This is a genomic window from Salicola sp. AFF1, assembly GCF_056783195.1.
This window is the reverse complement of the sequence record NZ_JBXAYL010000011.1, coordinates 90,766-113,865: the sequence shown is the minus strand read 5'-3', so window position 1 is coordinate 113,865 and position 23,100 is coordinate 90,766. Positions and strand designations below refer to the sequence as shown.

At 60.7% G+C, this 23,100-nt stretch carries 23 protein-coding genes; 8 read left to right on the top strand and 15 right to left on the bottom strand.

The window, feature by feature from the left end; all coding sequences use genetic code 11:
* Position 1 precedes the first annotated feature (1 nt).
* The gene (locus tag AC1RQI_RS09680; protein WP_416633895.1) at positions 2–1,006 is read right to left on the bottom strand and encodes a histone deacetylase family protein; all 1,005 of its coding nucleotides are present in this window, start codon (positions 1,004–1,006) and stop codon (positions 2–4) included.
* A gap of 262 nt (positions 1,007–1,268) precedes the next feature.
* Here AC1RQI_RS09680 and AC1RQI_RS09675 point away from each other — a divergent pair, with 262 nt between their 5' ends.
* On the top strand, positions 1,269–2,255 hold the full coding sequence (locus AC1RQI_RS09675; RefSeq protein WP_481904594.1) for a zinc-dependent alcohol dehydrogenase family protein: 987 nt from the start codon (positions 1,269–1,271) through the stop codon (positions 2,253–2,255).
* Positions 2,256–2,339: 84 nt separating this feature from the next.
* A complete protein-coding gene (locus AC1RQI_RS09670; RefSeq protein ID WP_481904593.1) occupies positions 2,340–3,098 on the top strand; it encodes a class I SAM-dependent methyltransferase in 759 nt (252 codons plus the stop codon).
* 110 nt (positions 3,099–3,208) lie between these two features.
* On the opposite strand, the gene AC1RQI_RS09665 is transcribed toward AC1RQI_RS09670, so the two are convergent.
* The 8 genes from AC1RQI_RS09665 to AC1RQI_RS09630 form a co-directional block, all read right to left on the bottom strand.
* Positions 3,209–3,667, bottom strand: coding sequence for a hypothetical protein (locus AC1RQI_RS09665; RefSeq protein ID WP_416633891.1), 459 nt, complete (start codon positions 3,665–3,667; stop codon positions 3,209–3,211).
* Complete coding sequence (locus AC1RQI_RS09660; protein WP_416633890.1) at positions 3,660–3,959, bottom strand: hypothetical protein; 300 nt, start codon at positions 3,957–3,959, stop codon at positions 3,660–3,662. The genes AC1RQI_RS09665 and AC1RQI_RS09660 overlap by 8 nt, the downstream gene beginning before the upstream one ends.
* 42 nt (positions 3,960–4,001) lie before the next feature.
* Positions 4,002–4,298 carry a hypothetical protein gene (locus tag AC1RQI_RS09655; RefSeq protein WP_416633888.1) on the bottom strand — a complete coding sequence of 99 codons (297 nt, stop codon included), beginning with the start codon at positions 4,296–4,298 and terminating at the stop codon, positions 4,002–4,004.
* Between the two features lies 1 nt (position 4,299).
* The gene (locus tag AC1RQI_RS09650) at positions 4,300–4,962 is read right to left on the bottom strand and encodes a hypothetical protein (RefSeq protein ID WP_481904592.1); all 663 of its coding nucleotides are present in this window, start codon (positions 4,960–4,962) and stop codon (positions 4,300–4,302) included.
* A gap of 209 nt (positions 4,963–5,171) precedes the next feature.
* Positions 5,172–6,551, bottom strand: coding sequence for a tRNA lysidine(34) synthetase TilS (tilS, locus tag AC1RQI_RS09645; RefSeq protein ID WP_481904591.1), 1,380 nt, complete (start codon positions 6,549–6,551; stop codon positions 5,172–5,174).
* Positions 6,535–7,491 carry an acetyl-CoA carboxylase carboxyl transferase subunit alpha gene (accA, locus tag AC1RQI_RS09640; protein ID WP_416633885.1) on the bottom strand — a complete coding sequence of 319 codons (957 nt, stop codon included), beginning with the start codon at positions 7,489–7,491 and terminating at the stop codon, positions 6,535–6,537. The genes tilS and accA overlap by 17 nt, the downstream gene beginning before the upstream one ends.
* Positions 7,492–7,518: 27 nt before the next feature.
* Complete coding sequence (dnaE, locus tag AC1RQI_RS09635) at positions 7,519–11,004, bottom strand: DNA polymerase III subunit alpha (RefSeq protein WP_481904590.1); 3,486 nt, start codon at positions 11,002–11,004, stop codon at positions 7,519–7,521.
* Positions 11,005–11,007: 3 nt separating this feature from the next.
* Positions 11,008–11,469, bottom strand: coding sequence for a TlpA family protein disulfide reductase (locus AC1RQI_RS09630; RefSeq protein ID WP_481904589.1), 462 nt, complete (start codon positions 11,467–11,469; stop codon positions 11,008–11,010).
* 102 nt (positions 11,470–11,571) lie between these two features.
* Between AC1RQI_RS09630 and AC1RQI_RS09625 the strand changes: the two genes are divergently transcribed.
* The 3 genes from AC1RQI_RS09625 (at position 11,572) to AC1RQI_RS09615 (ending at position 14,302) form a co-directional block, all read left to right on the top strand.
* Positions 11,572–11,955, top strand: coding sequence for a DUF2069 domain-containing protein (locus AC1RQI_RS09625; protein ID WP_481904588.1), 384 nt, complete (start codon positions 11,572–11,574; stop codon positions 11,953–11,955).
* A gap of 6 nt (positions 11,956–11,961) precedes the next feature.
* Positions 11,962–13,728, top strand: coding sequence for a type IV pilus assembly ATPase TfpB (gene tfpB, locus AC1RQI_RS09620; RefSeq protein WP_481904587.1), 1,767 nt, complete (start codon positions 11,962–11,964; stop codon positions 13,726–13,728).
* Positions 13,729–13,930: 202 nt separating this feature from the next.
* The gene (locus tag AC1RQI_RS09615) at positions 13,931–14,302 is read left to right on the top strand and encodes a hypothetical protein (RefSeq protein WP_481904586.1); all 372 of its coding nucleotides are present in this window, start codon (positions 13,931–13,933) and stop codon (positions 14,300–14,302) included.
* Positions 14,303–14,397: 95 nt separating this feature from the next.
* Here the strand turns inward: AC1RQI_RS09615 and AC1RQI_RS09610 are convergent, their stop codons facing one another.
* From AC1RQI_RS09610 to AC1RQI_RS09600, 3 genes are all read right to left on the bottom strand, one after another.
* Positions 14,398–15,207 (bottom strand): substrate-binding periplasmic protein, encoded by an 810-nt coding sequence (locus AC1RQI_RS09610; protein ID WP_481904585.1) that lies wholly within the window; start codon positions 15,205–15,207, stop codon positions 14,398–14,400.
* A gap of 94 nt (positions 15,208–15,301) precedes the next feature.
* Complete coding sequence (gene mnmM, locus AC1RQI_RS09605) at positions 15,302–15,850, bottom strand: tRNA 5-(aminomethyl)-2-thiouridylate-methyltransferase MnmM (protein WP_481904584.1); 549 nt, start codon at positions 15,848–15,850, stop codon at positions 15,302–15,304.
* Positions 15,847–16,806 carry a D-2-hydroxyacid dehydrogenase gene (locus AC1RQI_RS09600; RefSeq protein ID WP_481904583.1) on the bottom strand — a complete coding sequence of 320 codons (960 nt, stop codon included), beginning with the start codon at positions 16,804–16,806 and terminating at the stop codon, positions 15,847–15,849. The genes mnmM and AC1RQI_RS09600 overlap by 4 nt, the downstream gene beginning before the upstream one ends.
* Positions 16,807–16,886: 80 nt before the next feature.
* Between AC1RQI_RS09600 and AC1RQI_RS09595 the strand changes: the two genes are divergently transcribed.
* From AC1RQI_RS09595 to AC1RQI_RS09585, 3 genes are all read left to right on the top strand, one after another.
* Positions 16,887–18,410 carry a D-arabinono-1,4-lactone oxidase gene (locus tag AC1RQI_RS09595; RefSeq protein WP_481904582.1) on the top strand — a complete coding sequence of 508 codons (1,524 nt, stop codon included), beginning with the start codon at positions 16,887–16,889 and terminating at the stop codon, positions 18,408–18,410.
* Complete coding sequence (locus tag AC1RQI_RS09590; protein ID WP_481904581.1) at positions 18,407–19,687, top strand: alanine racemase; 1,281 nt, start codon at positions 18,407–18,409, stop codon at positions 19,685–19,687. Before AC1RQI_RS09595 ends, AC1RQI_RS09590 begins: the two co-directional genes overlap by 4 nt.
* Positions 19,688–19,843: 156 nt before the next feature.
* Positions 19,844–20,398, top strand: a complete 555-nt coding sequence (locus tag AC1RQI_RS09585) for an outer membrane beta-barrel protein (protein ID WP_481904580.1) — start codon at positions 19,844–19,846, stop codon at positions 20,396–20,398.
* Positions 20,399–20,412: 14 nt separating this feature from the next.
* On the opposite strand, the gene AC1RQI_RS09580 is transcribed toward AC1RQI_RS09585, so the two are convergent.
* From AC1RQI_RS09580 to AC1RQI_RS09570, 3 genes are read right to left on the bottom strand one after another with little or no spacing between them, the layout of a single operon-like run.
* Entirely contained in the window at positions 20,413–21,174 is a 762-nt protein-coding gene (locus AC1RQI_RS09580; protein ID WP_481904579.1) for an ABC transporter permease, read from the bottom strand.
* Positions 21,171–22,094 carry an ABC transporter ATP-binding protein gene (locus tag AC1RQI_RS09575; RefSeq protein ID WP_481904578.1) on the bottom strand — a complete coding sequence of 308 codons (924 nt, stop codon included), beginning with the start codon at positions 22,092–22,094 and terminating at the stop codon, positions 21,171–21,173. Before AC1RQI_RS09575 ends, AC1RQI_RS09580 begins: the two co-directional genes overlap by 4 nt.
* A gap of 60 nt (positions 22,095–22,154) precedes the next feature.
* Entirely contained in the window at positions 22,155–23,084 is a 930-nt protein-coding gene (locus AC1RQI_RS09570) for a cation diffusion facilitator family transporter (RefSeq protein WP_481904577.1), read from the bottom strand.
* Positions 23,085–23,100 lie beyond the last annotated feature (16 nt).

The window sequence follows — 23,100 nt, the reverse complement described above, 5'->3', positions numbered from 1 at the left end:
GTCATTTCAGCCCGGTGAAGAAAGCCGTTGCGTTATCCGCCAGCGACTCCAGGTGGTAGCCGCCTTCCTGGACCACGAGCGTGGGCAGCCCCAGTTCATTGACCAGCCCGCCCATGCGCTCGAAACCGCTCTGGGAGACTGCCACCTTCGCCTGCGGGTCTTCCTGATAGACGTCAAACCCGAGCGAGACCACCAGCACGTCCGCGTCAAACAGGCGGATGGCGTTGCGTGCCTCTTCCAGGCGCTCAAAGAAGGTCGACTCCGGCGAACCGTGCGGCATGGGCAGGTTGATGTTGTAACCGAATCCGGCGCCTTCGCCGCGCTCGGTCTCGTGGCCGCTGACCACGGGGTAGAAATTGGTGGTATCGCCGTGGATCGAAATGTAGAGCACGTCGTTGCGCTCGTAGAAGATTTCCTGGATGCCCTGGCCGTGGTGCATGTCCGGGTCCAGGATCGCCACGCGCTGGAAGCGGCTGCGAAGCGCCTGAGCCGCGATTGCGGCATTGTTAAGGTAACAGAAGCCACCAGCAGCGTCACGGCGGGCATGATGGCCGGGCGGACGGGACATGGCATAGGCCCGCGGCTCACCATTGAGCAATTCATCCGCGCCGGAAAGTGCGCTCTGGGCGGACCAGTAGGCCGCCTCCCAGGTGCCCTCACCGATGGGACAGCTGCCGTCAGCCTGATAACGGGCACATTCGGCCAGGATCCCGTGCATGTGGTTGGGAGCGCGCACAAAGATGTTGGACATGACCTCTTCGCCCCAATCCTCCGGCCAGCGCCGGTGCGCGGATTCCAGGAACCGCAGGTAACCCAGGTCGTGCACCGCGCTGATGGGCGCCATACCGTGATCTGCAGGCTCTGCCACCTGCATGTTCACACTTTCCAGACCCTTAAGCAATTCCGGCGTACGCTCGGGAATTTCCTGCGGCGGCCGCATCTTGCCGCGCGTGAGATAAGTGAGCGGACGATGCCGGTTCTGTGAGGGATGGAAGAATGCTTTCACGGCGGGTCTCCTGTGGGCAATGTCGCTTCTTGGATCAGAACGGGTTCAGACCCCATGATAATAGACGTCCCGTTTCTCTGCCTTTACGGATCACCGAAAGATGCAATTCGCCGAACTCCGGTGCCCCATTATACCGCCTGAGTCCGGGTCATGCGTCCGACCTTGGTCGAAGATCCGGATCCCGCCACCGGTAATCCAAATGCTTTACAGGTGAGTACAACGGGATACGCTGAACAGTCACACACCCCGATTGGAGCTCTAGATGCTCAAGGCACAATACAGCACTCGCGGTCCCGTCCCACAGGACGTGATCGAAGCCGTACCCGAAGACACCCCACAACCAGGCAGCGGCCAGGTTCTTCTTGAGGTTCTGGCCGCCCCCATCAATCCCTCGGACGTTCTGACGCTGACCGGCGATTACGGCATCCTGCCCTCACTGCCGGCCGTTGGTGGTAACGAAGGCGTTGGCCGGGTCGCGGAACTCGGTGACGGGGGTTCCGGCGTCAGCCAGGGGCAGACGGTGCTCTTGCCGGTAGGCTCCGGTACCTGGTCCACCCATGTACTGGCGGAGGCCAAGGACGTGGTGCCGTTGCCAGACAATGCGGATCCCCGCCAGCTCAGCATGATGACCATCAACCCGCCAACAGCGCTGCTGATGCTGCAGGAATTCGTGGACCTCAAGGAAGGCGACTGGGTTATCCAGAATGCCGCCAACTCTGGTGTCGGCGGCTACCTCATCCGGCTGGCCGCCCAACGCGGACTGCGCACCGTTAACGTGGTCCGGCGCGAGTCCGCAATCGCCGGTGTTGAGGCTCAGGGTGGCGACGTGACCCTGGTGGACGGTCCGGACCTCCACAAACGCGTGAAGGAAGCCACCGGCGGCGCCGACATCCGTCTGGGCATCGATGCTGTCGGCGGTGAATCCACCGACCACCTGGCCAACTGCCTGGCGGCCGGCTCGCCAGTGGTCAATTACGGCATGATGAGCGGCGATGCCTGCCAGATGTCCCCGGCGAACGTGGTCTTCCGTGACATCTCGCTGCGCGGGTTCTGGCTGTCACGCTGGTTCAGCCAGGCGACCCCGGAGCAGCAGACATCAATCTACAGCGAGATCACCCGCCAGATCGCCAGCGGTGCCCTCAAGGCTCCGATCGCGGGTGAATACGATGTCAGCGACATCAAGCAGGCCGTGGCGGCCGCTGCCTCGGGGGAACGTGACGGCAAGATCCTGATCGTGCCCCAGCACTAAGCCCTTCCCCTGTCCGGGTCAACTTGACCCGGACCGTCCCCGCCAACGATCATGATGCCCCTTTCGCAATACGGATATGAACGCATGAGTGATTCAGGCGTAAAAACTGACGAGAAGAAACAGCATTTTGATGATATCTACGTGGCGGAAACGCCCGTCCCCTTCAAAGAACGCATCCTGGACGGCCTCCAGTACGTCTCAGACAATTTCAACCGCCAGACCTTCGACCGTCTGATCCTGCCCTGGGCCGAGAAGAAGGCCGCCAGGGGGCCCCTGAATGTTGTTGACCTGGCGGGCTGTTTCGGCAACACAACCATGGCCACCATCAACGGCATGGATTACGAGGGCATCCGTGAGAACTGGAAGGACGCGGACACCTGCCGGAAAGTGGCGCAGCCGCGGCGAATCAGCGCCGAGATCACCGGCATCGACATCTCCGCCAATGCCCTGGCCTACGGCAAGTCCGCCGGCATCTACGACAACACCATCCAGGCGGACCTCAACACGCCGGATGCCGCCACCCAGGCGGCACTCGAAAAGGCCATGAAAAACGCCAACATCCTGATCTCCACGGCAGCGCTGGTTTATCTGCAACCGGAAGCCATCGAGCGCCTGATGGATGAGTTCGCGTCAGGCGACGATGAAGGCTATATGCTGGTGAACTTCCTGAACCCCTTCGCTCTGGAGGCGGCGGACGCGACCAAGCGTATTCTGCTGGAGCGGTTTGAGTTCGTGGGCAGCATGGCTTCCCGCCACCGGCTCATGTCCGAGCTGGAACGCTCCAACTACCCCGGTGAAGAGTGGGTTATGCTGGAAATCTGGGTGCTCAAGCGCCGCCAGTAATCCGGCTCACGGGCGCCTTATGTCGGCGCCCGGCTTCCCTCCGGCACCGCCTGGAGCAACCGCCAGGGGGGTCCAGTTCGGATGCCAACTGATGGATTACACCTTTTTGATTATTTTTCGGACAAACCAGGTGCCAAAAGAGCCTTATCAAGATACCTATGTGCTCGTCCTTTTGCTTTCTCACAGGGTTTGCCTGAGTAATGGCGACGATTAAAGCTTTGTCGGGTATCGTCTGCTCGTACTTCCATCGAAGACATCTGCTTATTAACAACCACTAACGCCGATGCAAATTGATCGGGTGTCCACCCCTTTTTTTTCGATTGTTCGTAAAGAGCCTGAGCTAAGTCTGAATAGCGGTTAGCAAGCGCCTCTTCATTCCGAAATTCCAAGGCAAAAGCAGAACATAATTGAAGAGTCTCATAAGACCGAGCCAAACCGACCAACTCTTTAGAATGAGTTGATTCAGGTTCTTTTGCGACTCCATATGGAAGTAAAAAATAAGCCAAACAAAATAAAAACAACCTGAAAAGCCAGGAGCGGGCCAACAAAAAACAACGGCATTCATTCATCGTAATCCGCCCTGGATTGTTGAACATACATTTTGCGCCCTATTAGGTGGTAACCAGGTTCAACCCCCAGGACATATATCGGCAAGAGTACAAACACAAGATAGCCCGATACTTCATTGTGGAAGTACTCAACGATAAGTTTGGCACACAAAGAAAATAAAAGTGCAGGAACAGCCACAAACACCAACCAGGTCAAGACTCCCTTTGATACGTAGTTCTCCTTGATTGCCACCAGACCAATGTATATAAGAAGCGCCCCAGCCAAGCCGCTACCCAGAAGTATAATCGCCATACTAACTCTCCTGGTCCATGAACAGCTCGATTAGCCAGTGGACTAAACCTTGTTATCCTCAGGCTCTTCTGTATCGACTTGACGCTCAATAATACGGTAAGCTGGCGTAAAAACAATGACAGATAGAAACCACAATGCAAGCGTCAAGGTATAGGGTGAATCACCGACAAAGTACTCAATGATAACTGCAGCACATATCGCCAACATCAAACTTGGCCCGGCAACGCACCGTGACCATGTAGAAATCCCCTTTGACAAAGCGCCACTCTTAACACCCACCAACATGGCGTAATGAAAGAAAACACCGGCCAGACCACTTCCCACTAAAACAACAAGCATATTACAGATCTTCGTATGCGAGTAGACCACGGGCCGCAAGCTCTCTTTTGGCTCGATCGGCATTATTCTTTGCCATAATATTTAGTCCCGCTATGACTATAAGGGCTGGGACAGAAACTCTACTAAGAACGGTTAATGCTCCTTGCCCCATACCCAAGCGTTGACCAACCGCTATAACAAGTTCGCTTTTTGTGAGCGACTCTGCGACCCTGGAAGCAACAGCCTGGGGCCCTCCTTTAGCCATAATGAAAGCCCCAGTAGCAACGGTCGCGACTGTAAACTCAGGCACCGATAAAGGATTAACCTGGTTGGTTACAGAAGCCGTTTTCGAACTGAATTGATAGAATTCTCTCAGATCTTGGTCAGAGAGCGACCATGTGTACCAATAAGGCTGAACACTCTGGTTCGCAACTCGACTTCTTAACTGAGCTTGCAAATGACTACCGGGAACGCGTTCGATAATGGCCCTATTGATCTGCCGCTGCTTAGGGTCAGGAAGGTTCCGAAAAACGGCGATCCCAGACAGAATCGGCGCATAAAGCTCTGGAGAACTTGTGATTTCATCCCGGTAGCGTTTCAGCCCCATAAGATCCGCGAGAGCAACAAGCGGGGCGTTTTTGAAATCGGCGGTAACGTAACGATCAGCGACAGCTGGACTGCTCATAGGACAAACCTCCGTGTGCTTTTGAATCCATTTGTAGGTAAACTACCATCATCAAAAAAAGAAATGCAAACCTTCACAACCAGACCAAATCACCCTCCCCATACTTCCTTCTCCCAAGTAAAGTAGCTTTCAGGTCCAGAATGAGCAGGAAGTCATACGCTGGAAATCTGGGTGCTCAAGCGCCGCCAGTAATCCGGCTCACGGGCGCCTTATGTCGGCGCCCGGCTCCCCTCCGGCACCGCCTGGAGCAACCTCCAGGGGCGGTGCCAGTTCGGCTGCCAGCCAGCCTCCCCCTCCGCGGCACGCCACTGCGGCGCGACCCACAGATCCGCAATCGCCACCAGCGTTTCGCCATGAACAATCAGGGGCAGCCTGGTCCTTTCCCAGGGTGGCACCCGATGCTCCTGCAGCCATTGCCGCAACGGCCGGCGGGGCTGATTGGGGCCAGGACGGAAACGTTCGCCACGGGCCAGCAGACGTAGGGTGAACCAATCGTCACTCGCGGTCGCAATCCCAGCGCCCACGCAAGCGTCAGCGCTCAGTCTGGAACCAAACCAGTCCAGGCTGGTTCCGGGATGCCACTGCGCTACTGCCCCAACGTCCGGTTCGGGGAGCTCCGGAACCAGCCAGAGCCGATCCTGATAGCGGCACACCCTGTAGCCCTCTCCCCGCAATTCCGGGCGGGCATCGTCCGGGGCATGCAGAAATGCATCCATTCCCGAAGCCAGACGACGTTCCCCGGGCGGCTGATAGCCCTGGCGGATCAGGAGGTGGCGCAACAACTGCTGGCGACGGGCCTCATCCAGATCATCCAGAGCGCTGACACTGATGCCCTGGCCGCTGGCCACCTCACGGGCGTCGCGGTCGGCCAGCTCTCCCAGAAGACGCTCCGCCTGACGGCAGTGTTCAGCACTGCGGGCAATGCGCGGACCGCTTCGGGGCCAGCGTGCCTCCAGTACTGGCATCACCTCGTGGCGTAGATAATTGCGATCGAAGCGGATATCCCGATTGGAACCATCCTCGCACCACGCCAATCCCCATTCCCGGGCCAGGGCCTCGATACGGGCACGTTCCAGCCCCAGAAGAGGCCGTGCCAGCTGGCCCTGTCCCAGCTCTCTCTGCGCGGGCATGCCAGCCAGGCCGCGCACACCGCTGCCCCGCAGCAGTCGCAGGAGGACAGTCTCGGCCTGATCATCGCCATGATGGGCCATGAACAACAGGTCACCGGGTTCCAGAAGGGCTTCGAAACAGTCGTACCGGGCTTGGCGTGCCCGCGCTTCCAGATCCGGCTGCCCAGGCGCCAGGGCCAGCTCCCGGGTCGTCAGCGGCACCCCTATTGCCGCACAGACCCGCTCACAGTGCTTCTGCCACTGGTCCGCCTCGGCATTCAGGCCATGATGCAAATGAACGGCATTCAATGCAGCGTTATGACGTGGTGCCAGTGCTGTCAGGCAATACAGTAGAAAGATGGAATCACAGCCACCGCTGAGGGCAACCCACCAGCGGCGGCTATCAGGAAGTTCCTGGAAGGCGGCGCTCAGATCAGAGGGCCAGCTTGCCGGCTCCCTGGGATCACTGCTTGCTGGCATCGTAGCGGGTCAGGCGCTCATAACGCTGTTCCAGGAGATCCGGAATGGACAGCTGCTCCAGCGCATCCAGCTCCTCAACCAGCGCATCCCGCAGATTGCCGCCCATGGTGGGTTGGTCTCGATGGGCTCCCCCTAACGGTTCCGGAATAATCCGGTCCGCCACACCCAGCGTTTTGAGCCGGTCGGCCGTTACCCCCATGGCGGCAGCCGCATCCGCCGCGTGGTCGGAACTCTTCCAGAGGATGGAGGCGCAGCCCTCTGGCGAGATTACGGCATAGGTGGCGTACTGCAACATACAGAGCCGGTCGCTGACACCGATCGCCAACGCGCCCCCAGAGCCACCCTCACCAATCACGGTCGAGATGATGGGCGTGCGCAGGCGTGACATCAGTGCCAGGTTACTGGCGATGGCCTCGCTTTGCCCCCGCTCCTCGGCCCCGATGCCAGGGTAGGCTCCGGGCGTGTCGATCAGGGTAATCAGCGGCAGCTGGAAGCGTTCGGCCATGCGCATGAGTCGCGCCGCCTTACGATAGCCCTCGGGCTTGGGCATGCCGAAGTTGCGGTGCACCTTGTCCTTGATCTTGCGCCCTTTCTGATGCCCGATCACCACGACAGGGCGGCCTGCAAGACGCGCCAGCCCGCCCACGATGGCAGGGTCATCCGCAAAGCTGCGGTCACCGTGGAGCTCATCGAAATCCGTGAACACCTCCTCGATGTAATCGAGGGTGTAGGGCCGCTGGGGATGGCGTGCCAGCCGTGCGATATCCCAGGGCTTGAGGTCGGCAAAGATGCTCTCGGTCAGACTGATGCTCTTGTTCTGGAGCCGGTTGATCTCCTCCGAAATGTTGACGTCGGCATCATTGCCAACCAGACGGAGTTCCTCGATCTTGTCTTCGAGCTCGGCGATGGGTTGTTCAAAATCCAGATATTGAGGGTTCATGACGCTCCGTCTGTTCGTTGCAACCATTCATTCATCGTAGACCAAAGTCACGCGATCGTCGCCCAGCAGATGGCGCAGACTCAACAGCAGCTCGTCGTCCGGCTGCACCTGCCAGTCTTCACCCAGGCGTATCAGGGTGCTGGCATCCGCCCGGGAGTAGGCCAGGTTGATGGGGCACCCATTGCCCCTGTAGGGCCGCAGCACTTCCTCCAGATGATCCAGGAAACCGTTGGCGCACTGGGGCTGGTCCACTGCCAACCGGATACCGTGACTGTACTGTCGTCGCGCGGCATTGATGTCCATTACCCCATCAGCGGTCATCTTGAGGGAGCCGCTGTAGTCATCGTAGCTGATACGGCCTTCCAGGATCAGTACATTGTCTGCCTGAAGCAGGTCCTTGTATTCCAGGAAGGCATCCGTGAACAGCGTCGCCTCGATACGGGCGCTGCGGTCATCCAGGGTGACAAACGCCATGGGCTGGCCACGCCGGTTTTTCATGGTGCGCACCGCCACCACCAGACCCGCAATCCGCTGGGTCCCTTTGCCCTGCTGCAGGTTGGCGATGGGCGTGGGCACAAAGTGGCGGATCTCGCGTTCATAGGCATCAAAGGGATGCCCGGTGAGATACAGCCCGAGCGTTTCCTTCTCCGCCTGCAGCCGCTGCTTGTCGCTCCACTCGCGCAGGTGGGCCACATCCGCAAAGGGATCCTCATCCCCGGTGGAGACCAGGTCCTCGCCGAAAAGATCGCCCATACCGGCATTGGCATTACGGCTGAGCTGGCCGGCCTGCTGGATGGCTTTGTCGATACTGGCCATCATCCTGGCCCGGCTCGGCCCGAGGTTGTCCAGGGCACCGGCCCGGATCAGCGCCTCAATGGCACGCTTGTTGACCTTACGCATGTCCACGCGGGCACAGAAGTCGAACATGTCGCGAAAGGCGCCGCCCTCCTTCCGACCCGCCGTGATGCTCTCAATGGGCCCCTCGCCGAGCCCCTTGATCGCGCCCAGGCCATAGACCACCTGCCCTGCATCATTCACGGTGAAGCTGAACTCACTGGTATTCACGTCCGGCAACACCAGTTCCAGACCCATGCGGCGGCATTCCTCGATCAGGGTCACCACCTTGTCGGTGTTCTGCATGTCCGCGGTCAGCACCGCAGCCATGAACTCCGCCGGGTAATGGGCCTTGAGCCAGAGGGTCTGATAGGAAACCAGCGCGTACGCCGCCGAGTGCGACTTGTTGAAGCCGTACCCCGCGAATTTTTCCACCAGGTCGAAGATGTTGTCCGCCAGATGGGAGCTGATGCCGTTCTGCTCGCACCCCTCCAGAAACGCCTTCTTCTGTTTCTCCATCTCGGCGGCTTTCTTCTTGCCCATGGCCCGGCGCAGCAGGTCCGCCTGACCCAGGGTGAAACCCGCCATGACCTGGGCGATCTGCATCACCTGCTCCTGGTACAGGATGATGCCGTGGGTGGGCTTGAGCACCGGTTTGAGGCCGTCGTACTGGAAGTCCGGATGCGGGTAGGCCTCGGGCTGGCGACCGTGCTTACGGTCGATGAAGTCGTCCACCATGCCGGACTGCAGCGGCCCCGGGCGGAACAGCGCCACCAGCGCGATCATGTCCTCCAGGCTGGCGGGTTCCAGGCGCCGGATCAGGTCCTTCATGCCACGGGATTCCAGCTGGAACACCGCAGTGGTTTCCGCTTTCTTCAGCAGGTCAAAGGAGGGGCCATCGTCCAGCGGGATCTCGTCGATGTCGATATCCGCCTCGCCGCGCTCGCGCCGGCGGCGGTTCACCATGGCCAGGGCCCAGTCAATGATGGTCAGGGTCCGCAGGCCGAGGAAGTCGAACTTGACCAGCCCGGCCTCCTCCACATCGTTCTTGTCGAACTGGGTGACGACACTGCCGCCGTCTTCTTCACAATACAGCGGCGCGAAGTCAGTCAGCTTGGTGGGCGCGATCACCACGCCCCCGGCGTGCTTACCGGCGTTGCGGCAGACCCCTTCCAGCTTCTTCGCCATTTCCCAGATTTCCTGGGCTTCCTCGTCCTGGCCCAGGAACTCGCGCAGCGGTTCCTCTTCCTCATAGGCCCGCTCCAGGGTCATGCCTGGATCAAAGGGAATGAGCTTGGAAAGACGATCCGCCAGCCCATAGGACTTGCCCTGGACCCGGGCAACGTCGCGAACCACGGCCTTGGCGGCCATGGTGCCGAAGGTGATGATCTGGGACACGGCGTTCTTGCCGTAGCGCTCGGCGACGTAGTTGATCACCCGGTCGCGGCCTTCCATACAGAAGTCCACATCGAAGTCCGGCATCGACACCCGCTCCGGGTTCAGGAAGCGCTCAAATAGCAGGTCGTACTGCATCGGGTCGATGTTGGTGATCAGCAGCGCATACGCCACCAGCGAGCCCGCCCCCGAGCCCCGTCCCGGGCCCACGGGCACGCCGTTATCCTTGGCCCACTGGATGAAGTCCATCACGATCAGGAAGTAGCCCGGGAACCCCATCTGATTGACGATATTGAGCTCGAAATCCAGGCGCTCGTAGTAGCGTGCCCGCTTTTCCTCGTATTCCGGGTCGGTGCGGTCCAGGATGCGCTCCAGCCGCTTTTCCAGTCCTTCCTCGGAAACCTTGCGGAAGTACTCGTCCATGGTCATCCCTTCCGGGATGGGGTACTGGGGCAGCGAGATTTCACCCAGCCGCACCGGTACCGTACAGCGCCTGGCAATTTCGACGGTATTGTCGATGGCCTCCGGGATGTCCTCGAACAGCTCAATCATCTCCTCCTGGGAACGGAGATACTGCTGGTCGCTGAAGCGCCGCTCCCGGCGGGGGTCGTCCAGGGTCTTGCTTTCACCGATGCAGACCCTGGCCTCATGGGCCTCGAAGTCTTCCGCCTCCAGAAAGTGGACATCATTCGTCGCGACCACGGGCAGCTGGAACGTCTGGGCCAAAGCCACCTGCCCATGAACACAGTCCTCGTCATACGGGCGGCCTGTGCGCTGGAGCTCGAAATAGAAGGCACCGGGAAACAGATCCGCCCAGTAGCGGACCCGCTCCGCCGCAAGGTCCTCTTTGCCCGCCAGGATGGCGCGCCCGATGTCGCCCTCACGGGCGCCGGAGAGCATAAGGAGCCCCTCAGCGCGCTCTTCAATCCATTCGCGCTCCACCACCGGAACCCCCGTGGCCAACCCATCCGTATAACCAAGCGAAATAATCTCGGTGAGATTGCCGAAGCCGGTCTGGTTACGCGCAAGCAGGGTTATGCGGAAGGGCTTGTACGGATCCTCTGGATTACGCAGCCAGATGTCCGCGCCTATGATGGGCTTGATACCGGCGCTGGTGGTGCCCTCGTAGAATTTCACCAGCGAGCACATGTTGGACTGCTCGGTGAGGCCTATGGCGGGCATGCCCATGGCCGCGGCGCGCTCAATCAATGGCTTGATCCGGATCAGGCCATCAACCAGTGAATACTCCGAATGGACGCGAAGGTGAACGAATGTGCGCGACACGGGCTACTCCATGACCTCGACCAGTGCCTTTTCGGTCTGTTTCCCGAAACGGGCCTCAACCACCTCCCCGGCGGGATTGATCACAAAGGTAGCAGGCAGTGAGACCGGGTGCTCCCAGCCGTAATGGGACTGGGGGTCGTCGGTAACGACAGTGAACTCAATGCCCATATCCTTGATCAGCGTATGCAGGGGCTCACCCTCAACCCCATCAAAGTTCACGCCCAGAACCCGGGCCCGTTCACGCTGATCCAGTGCATTCAGCTCCGGGATTTCCTCATAACAGGGCTTGCACCATTCAGCCCAGTAGTTGACAAAGACCCACTGTCCTTCCAGCTCGCTGGTTCGAACCGCCTCTCCCTGGACTGAGGCGAAATCAGCGCTGGCGGACCAGCCCCCGGGCATGCCGTCACACCCCGCAAGCGCAAGCATCAGCACGACAACCGCCGCGCGCATGAGATGAATCACCGCGAACCTCCTGATAGAGTAGTAACGGGCCAAGCCGGATCAAGCATTGTAACGGTAAATCCGGCCTCCGTAATCCATACCCACTGAGGTAACGCACCCGTAATGACCGAGACCACACGCCGCCACTCCGACCTGCCGCTGGCCCACTGGGTTGGCCTTGGGAGCTTCCTGGCCCTGATGGCCACGCTCGCGTTAACCACCTTCTGGCCGGAGCCGGTGGAAGGCGCCTCCAAAACCGCCATCCTGGCCATCAAGCTGGTACCCTTGGTGATCTTTGTGCCCGGGCTTATCCGCGGACGCAACCTGACCTACATCTGGGCCTGTTTCATGATGATGATCTATTTCGTGCCCCTGTCGGTCAGCACCTACCTGTATGGCTGGCCCCTGACCAGTGTGGTGCCACTGGGTTTGGCGCTGGTCTTCTTTGTGGCGACGCTGTTCAAGTTACGCCAGGATCCACGCAATCCAGGCATAACCCCGGGCTGATCCTCTATGGCGAAAGCACCGAAACCCGAGCGTGACAGGCCACTGACACTCCCCCAGATCTGCGACGCGCTGGTTCGGGATGAGCGCATTACCGAGGACGAAGCCCGCGAAATCCGTAACGCCAACCTGGGGTCGGACACCCAGAAGCACCCACTTGAGATGGTCGCGGAGGCCCAGCTCCAGGACGCCACCACCGGCAACCTCCTGGACCTGGATACCCTCACCGAGTGGCTGGCGCACTGGGCGGGACTGGAGTACGTGCACATTGATCCACTCAAGGTCGATGTAGCGACGGTGGCGGACGTTATGTCCTACGCCTATGCCCACCGCAACGGCATCCTGGCGTTCAGCGTCACGCGTGACGAAGTCAAGGTGGCCACCGCCCAGCCCTTCCAGCGCGACTGGGTCAGTAACCTTGAGCACATCACCCGCAAGACGGTCACGCCAGTGGTGGCCAACCCGGCCTCCATTCGACGCTTCACGGTGGAGTTCTACCAGCTGGCCAATTCCGTCAGCAAAGCGGGTGGAGAGGATGCCAACAAACACGTCCAGAGCTTCGAGCAGCTCCTGGACCTGGGCGACGGCAAGGCGGATGCCAATGACCAGCACGTGGTCAGTATCGTTGATTGGCTGCTGCATTACGCCTTTGAACAACGGGCCAGCGACATCCACCTGGAGCCCCGGCGGGAAATGTCGCAGGTGCGGTTCCGCATTGATGGCGTTCTGCACACGGTCTACGAATTCCCCATCAACGTGGGCATTGCCGTACTCAGCCGCCTCAAGATCCTGGGCCGCCTCAATGTGGCCGAAAAACGCCGCCCCCAGGACGGGCGCATCAAGACCCGCAAGCTTGACGAAAGCGAGGTGGAGCTGCGCATGGCCACCATGCCCACTGCCTTCGGCGAAAAGATGGTGCTCCGGATCTTTGATCCGGACGTGCTGCTCAAACCCTTCGAGCAGATGGGCTTCTCACGGGACGACCGTGAGCGCTGGCAACGCATCACCAGCAACCCCTATGGGGTCATCCTGGTCACAGGCCCCACCGGCTCGGGCAAGACAACCACGCTCTATTCCACGCTGCGCCAGATGGCCTCCGACGATGTGAACATCTGCACCATCGAGGACCCCATCGAGATGGTGGAGCCGGCGTTCAACCAGATGCAGGTCCAGCACGGCATCGACCTGACCTTCGCCCATGGGGTGCGCGCCCTGCTGCGACAGGATCCGGACATCATCATGATTGGTGAGATCCGGGACCAGGAAACCGCTGACATGGCGGTCCAGGCCGCGCTGACCGGCCATCTGGTGCTGGCCACCCTGCACACCAATGATGCGCCCAGTGCCATTACCCGGTTGCTGGAACTTGGCCTTCCCAGTTATCTGATCCGAGCGACGGTGATCGGCGTCATGGCACAGCGACTGGTGCGCACACTCTGCTCGGACTGCAAGAAAGAGGGGACCATCGACGCGGACGCCTGGCGCACCCTGACCCGCCCCTGGAAGGCACCGATGCCGGACCATCCCTGCGAACCCGTGGGATGCCTGCAATGCCGCAACACGGGCTACCGGGGGCGCTCCGGGGTCTACGAGATCATGCCTGTGGAAGGACCAGTGGAAGAGCTCATCACCGCTGACTGCGATGCGGACCGACTCCGCCGGGAGGCCTACCGGCAGGGGATGATGTCGCTCAGGCTTTCGGGGGCGCAGAAGGTCGCCGCCGGGGTGACCACCATTGAGGAAGTGATGAGGCTGACGCCGGAAAGCATTCGCTAGCCTCCCTCCCCTGAACAGAGGGCACGGGGCCCCTCAGGACGCCAAAAGCCTGCTACCTGGTTCGGAGCGCTCCCAGGCTTGCGCCCGGGATAGACGCACCTCCAAGCCATTTGATAGCGTAGCGCGCGCTCAATGTTGGCTCAACACACCAGCAATACGTGTGGGAAGCGCATTGTTCCAAAATGCAAAAAAGGAGATTTTCATGAACAAATATCTTTCCGTCGCCATGGTTTCTGTTCTGGTCCTGCTGTTGAGTGGGTGTGCTGGCCAGATTGAATACATGAACAGGAGCCACACAGCGAACCAGAACGCCTTCACCGGCACCCAATACCGGTCTACCGATTATGAAATCCTCGGACCGGTACAAGCCGAAGCCAAAGGGGTTCTGATCCTGGGCCTCGTTACCAATGGTGAGGATGGTGTTGGCCTGCTGTGGGAAGAAGCCATGTCCAAGTACGGTGATGAAGTGACCGGACTCAAGGACATTTCGAGCAAGACTGAATACCAGGGTATTCTTACCCCGATCTACTCCAAGAAGGAAACAACCTTCTACGGCATTGCTGTTAAAGAGTAAGCGATGCGGCTGATAATGGCTCTGCCCGTTACCGGGTGGAGCCATTCACTGGTACCGGCCAGCCCGAGCTTTCCCATCCCCAAGCTGGTGTGTCCTCAGTTGTTGTCAGTGGGGTTCAGCCGCTCAACCGCATTCATACGATTCCCCAGCGCGTCCACCAGGATATGCTCAATTTCCCCCTCACGTCGCATGGCCTTGAGCTCGCGGTTGAAAGCCTTGATGCGCTCGGCGTTGCCGGGCACCTCACGTGACAGCAGCAGGTGAAGCCTATCCCGGCGCACTGGATGGGAATGCCAGGTCAGTTTTTCAGCCTCCTTCTCTTCGAAAAGGTCATGAATCATCCGTTGGCCTACAACACGATCCATCGGAAACAGGTCGATACGCCCTGCCATCAGCTTCTGAAAGTTCAGCTCATCCGACGACACGATCTCGGTAGGCGCAACCCCAAGCCTCTTTACCCGATCAATGACCTCCCCATACGCATAGTCCCGGGTCAGGCCAATCCGGTAGTCGGCAAGGTCACCAACCTTGCGCCACTCAAATGGCATCTCCGCGCGATGAAAAAAGACGTACTCGGTAACAACAACCGGGCGGCTGATGAAGAAATCCTCCCGGCGTTCCTCGGAGGGCATCCAGACGGCTGACCCAGCTCGCTCCCCTTGGCGAGCGAGATAGAGCGAGCGTGACCAGGGGTGGAACTCATACTCAACGGTGTACCCCGCGCGTTCGAAGGCGCGCGAGACAATCCGGGATGCGATGCCGTAACCGGGTTCCTCTTCACCCAGGTAGGGAGGCCACTCACCATTGGTGATCCGCAGGGTACGATCCTGTGAGGGCTCGCTGGCCAGTGCGGATAGCGCCATCACCCCCAGCAATGCCATCAGTACCACTCTAAGCCATCCCATGATGCCCTCCCAAGATGACCCTATCGAGGCCCTGTCAGGCCCCCTCATCGTCAGGATGGCAACCAGCAGCAAAGCTGTCTACTGAACGCACAACTCAGCGTGTTACCAGAACCAGTACAGGTCCATTATGGCCCGATGGGTCGGCAGGGACTCGCCAGCTGAGTCCACCACCCTCCAGCCATGACCGGATCGCCCGCCATTCCGCCTCGCCGCCTTCGTGCCCTCGGTACACCATCAGGGACAGGCAGCCTCCGGGCGCCAGCAGTTCCATGGACTGCTCCAGCGCGCAGATCGTGGACTCCGGTTGCGTGACTCGGGCGTGATCACTTCCCGGAAGGTACCCCAGGTTGAACATCACGGCATCCAGATACTGCCCGCCGGGGCGTTTCACCTGTTCAGCCACCCTGGCGTGGCTGTCGCAAACCAGGGTGACGCGCTCGTCCAGGTCGGCTTCGACAAGCCGGCTATGAGTGGCGTCAATGGCAGCGCGCTGGATATCCAGTGCCCAGACATGACCGGTCACACCCACCTGCTCTGCCAGGAAACAGGTATCGTGACCGTTGCCCGCCGTCGCATCGAGGGCCAGGCTGCCTTCCCCCACAACGGCGGCGACCGCTTCATGGGCCTGACGGGTGAGCCTCAAACCACCCACCGCTGCAATGTGCCGGCGGCAAACTGACTCAGGTTATCCGCGCTCTGCTGCACCATGCGCTGGCGGGCTTCCTGGCTGGCCCAGGCACAGTGCGGGGTCACCAACAGGTTGGGGAGTTCATCCGCCAGCAACGGGTTGCCCTCGACCGGAGGCTCCTGCGTCAGCACGTCCACACCCGCGCCGGCTATTTCCCCCTGACGCAACGCATCCGCCAGGGCCTGCTCGTTGACAATACCACCTCGGGATGTATTCACCAGCAGCGCCGAGTCCTTCATGGACTGGAGCGCCTGCGAATCGATCAGGTCCCGGGTGTCATCACTCAGCAGGCAATGGACGGACAACACGTCCGCGACCGGCAGCAAATCCGCCAATGGCTCGCGCGGGAAACCGTCCACTTCCCCCGGCGACTGCCCGGGCCTGGCCGCAACCCGCACGTCCATGCCAAAAGCCTGGCCCAACCGCGCAACGCCCTGCCCCAGATCCCCATACCCAAGCACCACGAGCATCCGGCCTTCCAGTTCGATGATGGGGTGGTCCATCCGGCAGAACATCGGGCTCTTCTGCCACCAGCCCTCACGCACGTCCTGAACGTAGTCCACCAGCCGCCCAGCCAGGGCCAGGATCAGTGAAAAGGTGTGCTGGACCAGCACGGGCCGCGCGTAGCGGATGGCGTTGACCACCCGTATCCCCCTGGCCTCCGCCGCCTTCAGGTCAATGTTGTTCACCCCCGTCGCGGTCACCACAATCACCCGCAGCCGTGGCGCGGCCGCGAAGTGCTCATCCGAAAGCACGACCTTGTTGGTGATCACAGCCTCGGCATCCCGGATCCGTTCCGCCACCTGCTCCGGCGCGGTGGTTCCATGGAGCGTCAGGTCTGCCGCGGCGTGCATGGGCGCCAGATCCACATCCGAGCCAAGGGTTTCGGCATCCAGAAATACAGCTTTCACGGTGATGACTCCTACGGGCATTGTGGTTACGGCGCCCCATTCTCCCCGAGGGCCCTGCTTCAGGCAATCGGTTGGCCCCGATGACCCGGGATGACGGCGTGCTGGCCATACCCGCCCGTCGCCACCTCTGGACAATGAGTCAGTGGTCCAGACGCCAGTGGCTGGTCCGTGGCTCCACCAACCAACAGGAACCGACAATAAGGACAAAGGCCATGCTCTCACGCAGAGAGACCCTGAAGGGGCTGGCCACGGCGCCCCTGGTGACGCCACTGGCCGGCCCCGGCCCCTCGGCTGCCAGCGCAAAGCCAGCGCCGGAAGCAGACGCCACCTGGCGCAACTGGTCCGGTCTGCAGAGCGCCCGGCCGGAACGCTTTGAGCGCCCACGCAACACGCAAGCGCTTGCCGATCTGATCCACACCACTTCCGGAACCCTGCGCCCGGTGGGCGCAAGCCACTCCTTTACCCCCTTGATGGGGACAGACGGGACCATGGTGGCCATGGACCACTTCCAGGGACTGATCGATCACGACCCGGACCAGCAGCTGGCCACTCTCGGCGGCGGCACCCGTCTCAACCCCGCCGCCAACCTGCTCAATACGGTCGGCCAGGCTTTTCCCAACATGCCGGATATCGGGCAGCAGACCCTGGCCGGAGCCCTGGCTACCGCCACCCACGGCACAGGCGCAACACTGGGGTGCATGAACGCCTACACCGAGAGCTTTGAGCTGGTCACCGCCAATGGTGACCGGCTGCGCTGCAGCCCGCAACAGAACGCGGATCTGTTCCACGCGGCCTCCGTGGGCCTGGGCGCTTTCGGGTTCCTGACCCAGGTCACCCTGCGCAACCAGCCCAGCTACCGGTTGGCGAGAAAGCTCGAATGGCGGTCCATCCAGGATATCCTCAGCCACGTTGAGACGCTCGCAGAGCAACACCGGAACCTGGAATTCTTCTATGTCCCCTTCACCGGAATGGGGATGGTGGACCGCCAGGACATCACCGACGATCCCATTGGAGGCAGTGCCGGCGAGGACCAGAACGAAGGACTGGAAACCCTGCGCAGTGTGCGGGACTGGCTCTCCTGGAGCAGCTGGCTGCGCGAGCGGGTGGTGGGGCTCTATCTCAGCACACAGCCCACGGAAACCTCGGTGGCGCCCGCCGCGGAAAGCTACACCCATGTGCGCAAGGTGCTGTTCAACGAAATGGAATACCTCCTCCCCCGCGACGTCGGCCTGAAAGCGTTCGAGGAAGCCCGCCAGCGACTGGAACGGGACTTTCCCGAGGTTTTCTTCCCCATGGAAGTCCGCTTTGTGAAAGGCGACGACCTGTGGCTGAGCCCCTTCTACCAGCAGGACAGCATCGCCATCGCGGTTCACAGGGAGGCGAACGCCGACCACAGGCCCCTGTTCCAGGCGGTGGAACCCATCCTCCGCAAACACGGTGGCCGCCCCCACTGGGGCAAGCTGCATAACCTAGGCCCGACGGACCTCGAGGCCCTCTATCCCCGCTGGCAGGAGGCCATGGCCATCCGGCGTGAACTGGACCCGGCTGGCCGCCTCCTGAATCCCTACCTGCAGCGCCTTCTGGGCGTGGAGCCAAACGTATGAGCCGGCGCCGGTTCCTGGCTGCCACACTCGGCCTCGCCGCTGTCGGGGTGGCCGGTCGCATGGGCTGGCAGCAATTGGCGGAGGACGCGGAGCGTCACCCGCCCTACTTCCGGGCCCTGGCGGATGCGCTGGCCGATGCCAACACACACCTGCCCCGGCTCGTCGTGGATTGGCCCCGGGCCCAGAACAACCTGCTGAAACTGCTCGCGGCGATCCAACCGGACTACCACTACCGCATCGTGGTCAAATCCCTGCCCTGCCTACCTCTGATTGACCGGATCATGGAGCAGGCTTCCACCCGCCGGTTGATGGTGTTCAACGAGCCTTCTGTCCGGGTACTGGCCAATGAACGACCAACGGCTGACCTGCTGCTGGGCAAACCGCTGCCGGCTGCCGCGGCCCATTATTTCTACCAGCACCGCAACCCGGAGTCCGGTTTCAACCCTGCCCAACAACTGCAATGGCTGGTGGACAGCCCGCAACGGCTGGACGACTACCGCCAGCTGGCGGAATCGCTGAACGAGCCCCTGCGGATCAACCTGGAAATCAACATTGGACTGAACCGGGGCGGACTGGCATCCCCATCGGAACTGGACGCAGTCCTGGCCGTGATCCAGGATCACCCGCTGCTGACATTCAGTGGCTTCATGGGCTACGAAGCCCATATCGTGAAGGCACCGGGACCGGCATCCTGCCATTTCGAGCGCGCCATGAGCCGCTACCAGGCCTTCGTGGAACGCGCTGAGACCCTGCTGGGAAAGTCCATCCGCAACCTGACCCTCAACACCGGCGGCAGCACCACTGCCAGCCTCTACCGGGACGCGGACGTGGCACCCAACGAAATCGCAGCCGGCTCAGCCGTGCTCCAGCCGGCCGGTTTTGACCTTCACACCCTGGCCGATCAGCAACCCGCTGTTTTCATCACCACGCCGGTACTCAAGCGCGCCGAGGGACTGGCACTGCCTGGTGCGCCGGGCGCGGGCACCCTGCTCGGTCTCTGGGACCGACGCTACGAGACCACCTTTTTCATAGACCGGGGCAACTGGAAGGCGGAGCCCGTGTCACCGCCGGGCCTGCGCTTCAACCCACTCTACGGTCGCTCCAGCAACCAGGAAATGCTGAACGGACCTGACAGTCTGGCACTCACCCCTGGTGATACCGTTTTCCTGCGGCCCATTCAAAGCGAACGGCTCCTGGAGCAGTTTGGTCCCTTGCTGATGTTCAACGGGCAACGCATCACCAGCGAGTGGCCGGTTTTCGCCACTCACCCGAGCTGAGTTCCGGAAAGCGGCAGCCCCCCAATAAAATTGCCCCCAAATGTGCAACGGTCGTCAATTATGGACTTCAGGCGAACAGCGGCTTTGACCGGCTCACGCGGCATGGCATGATTCGACCAACAGAAAACACGATCCACTGATCCGGGGACCATGCCAATGAAGCGCACTCTTGCTCTGGGCCTGATGCTGGCAATTGCTCACCCACTGGCCATGGCAGGCCCCCAAAGGCCCGTGACCCAGGGGACCACCTATCTGGGGGCCCAATACTCACGACTGACCTTCTCGTCGGACCAGCTCGTTACCTCGGCCACCCCTTCCATGGTGATGGTCAGGGGCGGCGCCTTCCTGCTCAACAACATTGCGCTCGAGGCGCGATACGGAACAGGCGTTGAAAGCGACAAAGCCATGGCCAAGGACAGCAACGTGGTCCAGGCCGAGGTGAGCCATTTCGGCAGTGTCTATCTCACCGGCCATGTGCCACTGGGACACCGCTCGTCGTTCTATATCTTTGGCGGATTCAGTGAGTTCAAGGCCCGCTTCGAGCGCCCAGGCCGGCAACTGAATAAAACCGAGTTCTCGGGGTCCTACGGTGCCGGCTACCAGATCAATCTCAGCCGGCAGGTGGGACTCAACCTTGAGTACAACCGCTTCATGGAAAAAAGCGGTCACCGCCTGAACGGCTTCACCCTTGGTACACAGCTCTATTTCTAAGCGCCTGAACGCCCTCAGGACTTCAGGCGGTAACCGGTCCTGAAGATCCACCAGACCAGCGTGAGACATAACAGCATGAACAGGAAGGTCATGCCCAGGCTGATCATCAACGGCACATCCGAGACCTCATAGAAGCTCCACCGGAAGCCGCTCACCAGGTACACCACTGGATTGAACAGCGACACGGTCTGCCAGAATTCCGGCAGTACATCGATGGAGTAGAAGGTGCCTCCCAGGAACGTCAGCGGGATCACCAGCAGCAGGGGCACAATCTGCAGCTGTTCGAAATCCTCGGCCCAGATCCCAACAATGAAACCAAAGAGACTGAACGTGAACGCCGTCAGCACCAGGAAACTGAGCATCAGAAACGGATGCTGTATCGGCACCTCCACGAACAGCTGGGCGGTGAACAGGATGATCAGCCCCAGCACCAGTGATTTGGTGGCGGCCGCGCCCACATACCCGATCACCACCTCCAGGTAGGACACTGGCGCTGACAGCACCTCATAGATCGTGCCCGTAAAGCGCGGGAAGAATATACCGAAAGAGGCATTGGTCACGCTCTGGGTCAGCAGCATCAGCATGATCAGCCCGGGCACGATGAAGGCGCCATAGGCGACGCCGTCAACCTGCTCCACCCTGGAGCCGATGGCCGCTCCAAAGACCACAAAGTACAGCGAGGTGGTCACGATGGGCGAAATGACCGATTGCAGCCAGGTACGCAGGGCCCGGGCCAGTTCAAAACGATAGATGGCATACATGCCACGCAGGTTCATGAGCCGTTCACCAGGTTCAGGAAAATGTCCTCCAGCGAACTCTGGGTGGTCTGCAGGTCCGTGAACCGGATCCCCGCTTCCCCCAGGGCCTGGAGAAGATCGTCGATGCCGGTATGGGCCGACTGGGTTTCATAGGTGTAGACAAGCCCGCAACCATCTTCCGTCAGCCGCAGACCATAAGGCGCCAGCGCAGGGGGAACCGCCTCCAGCGGCTCACGCAACTGCAGCGTCAGCTGTTTGCTTCCCAGCTTGCGCATCAGCTGCTCCTTGTCCTCAACCAGCACGATTTCGCCCTGATTGATGACGCCAATGCGATCCGCCATCTCCTCGGCTTCCTCAATGTAGTGGGTGGTGAGGATAACGGTAACGCCGGTCTGGCGCAGGTAGTCCACGGTTTCCCACATCCCCTGGCGCAGCTCCACGTCCACACCGGCGGTGGGCTCATCAAGAAACAGAACCGACGGCTCGTGTGCGAGCGCCTTGGCAATCAGGAGCCGTCGTTTCATACCCCCGGAGAGCATGCGCAGCTCGCTGTGGCGCTTCTCCCACAGCGACAGGTCGCGCAGCACCCGCTCCAGATAGGCATCATCCCTGGGTTTGCCGAACAGCATCCTGCTGAAGCTCACCTTGGCCCAGACGGTTTCGAAGGCATCCCGGGTCAATTCCTGGGGCACCAGGCCGATACGGGAACGGGTCTGGCGGTAATGTTTCTGGGTATCGTAACCATCCACGGTGACAGAGCCGCCAGTACCGTTGACGATGCCGCAGATGATGCTGATCAGCGTGGTCTTGCCCGCGCCATTGGGTCCCAGTAGCGCGAAGATTTCCCCTTTATGGATGGCCAGGTTGATGTTGTTGAGCGCCTGGAATCCGTCCTTGTAGGTCTTGTCGAGATTCTCGATGGAGAGGATGGAGGTCACACATCACCTCAATTGCTGACAGCTTAACAAGGGTACCATACCTCTGGTGACGCTGGCCCTTCATTCAGGTCCATGACCATTGGTCGGCGCTGCCCAGCGGGGATCCGCTGTAAACACGACGTCCAGAACCAGTGGTTGAACAAGGCGACGTAACCGTTCGTTCAGATGGGCTCGGATCCGATCCTGCTGCTCCAGGGCTGCATTGCCACTGTCGAGGGGCAGGACCACGTGCACCAACAGGTAGAGGGTCCGGCCCGGACGCACCATCCGCAGCGAGAACTCCTCGGCGCCCCATTGCGCAGCCACTGCCGCCACCTCGTCATGCACGGGCTGGCGCACATGCTTCGGCGGTGCCCGGTTGAGCAGTTCCTTGATGGCGTCCGACGCCATGCGGAACGGGGTGCTGAGACAAAACAGAACCACCACGGCTGCCACCATCAACGGATCCACGTAGGGCGTCAGGCCGGCTAGACCCAGGGTATCCGCCAGCGGGATAAGGCAGAACGCCAGAAGGACTGACGCGGAGATGACCGTGTTGATCCACCAGTTGGCGAAATCCGCCTCCACCAGAGGACTGGTGCTGTGATGGCGCGCGTTGCGCAACAACACAAAGGTAGCAAGGCTGCTGGTGGTGGCAATCACCGAATACACAATGGCGAGACCGGCCACAATCTCGCGCCCCCCGGATAGGAGCACCAGCACGGAATCCCCCAGGGCAAGCAGCGAGATTCCCAATATCAGGAGCCCTTTTGCGGCGTTGACGAGCGACTCGAAATAGGCGTGACCGAAAGGGTACTTTTCGTTGTCAGGCATGGCCAGGAGCCGTGCCACGCGAACACTGAGAAAGGCCATAACGCTGTAGATCAGGTTAAACAACCCATCAAGCAGGATCACCTGTGACCCCGTTATCAGGGAAAGGATCAGACCCGTCCCCCCAAGAAAGAGCGACATTCCGGCAGAAAGCTGCAACGCCCCCGTTTCCGTGCGCATGCGAAATCACCCCATC

Excerpts from the sequence above, each read along its gene's own strand:
- accA (WP_416633885.1), bottom strand. The coding sequence starts at position 7,491 with ATGAACCCTCAATATCTGGATTTTGAACAACCCATCGCCGAGCTCGAA.
- AC1RQI_RS09660 (WP_416633890.1), bottom strand. The coding sequence starts at position 3,959 with ATGGCGATTATACTTCTGGGTAGCGGCTTGGCTGGGGCGCTTCTTATA.
- AC1RQI_RS09655 (WP_416633888.1), bottom strand. The coding sequence starts at position 4,298 with ATGCTTGTTGTTTTAGTGGGAAGTGGTCTGGCCGGTGTTTTCTTTCAT.
- AC1RQI_RS09665 (WP_416633891.1), bottom strand. The coding sequence starts at position 3,667 with ATGAATGAATGCCGTTGTTTTTTGTTGGCCCGCTCCTGGCTTTTCAGG.
- AC1RQI_RS09670 (WP_481904593.1), top strand. The coding sequence starts at position 2,340 with ATGAGTGATTCAGGCGTAAAAACTGACGAGAAGAAACAGCATTTTGAT.
- AC1RQI_RS09585 (WP_481904580.1), top strand. The coding sequence starts at position 19,844 with ATGAAGCGCACTCTTGCTCTGGGCCTGATGCTGGCAATTGCTCACCCA.
- AC1RQI_RS09580 (WP_481904579.1), bottom strand. The coding sequence starts at position 21,174 with ATGAACCTGCGTGGCATGTATGCCATCTATCGTTTTGAACTGGCCCGG.
- tfpB (WP_481904587.1), top strand. The coding sequence starts at position 11,962 with ATGGCGAAAGCACCGAAACCCGAGCGTGACAGGCCACTGACACTCCCC.
- AC1RQI_RS09590 (WP_481904581.1), top strand. The coding sequence starts at position 18,407 with ATGAGCCGGCGCCGGTTCCTGGCTGCCACACTCGGCCTCGCCGCTGTC.
- AC1RQI_RS09675 (WP_481904594.1), top strand. The coding sequence starts at position 1,269 with ATGCTCAAGGCACAATACAGCACTCGCGGTCCCGTCCCACAGGACGTG.
- AC1RQI_RS09595 (WP_481904582.1), top strand. The coding sequence starts at position 16,887 with ATGACCCGGGATGACGGCGTGCTGGCCATACCCGCCCGTCGCCACCTC.
- AC1RQI_RS09615 (WP_481904586.1), top strand. The coding sequence starts at position 13,931 with ATGAACAAATATCTTTCCGTCGCCATGGTTTCTGTTCTGGTCCTGCTG.
- AC1RQI_RS09610 (WP_481904585.1), bottom strand. The coding sequence starts at position 15,207 with ATGGGATGGCTTAGAGTGGTACTGATGGCATTGCTGGGGGTGATGGCG.
- AC1RQI_RS09625 (WP_481904588.1), top strand. The coding sequence starts at position 11,572 with ATGACCGAGACCACACGCCGCCACTCCGACCTGCCGCTGGCCCACTGG.
- AC1RQI_RS09570 (WP_481904577.1), bottom strand. The coding sequence starts at position 23,084 with ATGCGCACGGAAACGGGGGCGTTGCAGCTTTCTGCCGGAATGTCGCTC.
- tilS (WP_481904591.1), bottom strand. The coding sequence starts at position 6,551 with ATGCCAGCAAGCAGTGATCCCAGGGAGCCGGCAAGCTGGCCCTCTGAT.
- AC1RQI_RS09650 (WP_481904592.1), bottom strand. The coding sequence starts at position 4,962 with ATGAGCAGTCCAGCTGTCGCTGATCGTTACGTTACCGCCGATTTCAAA.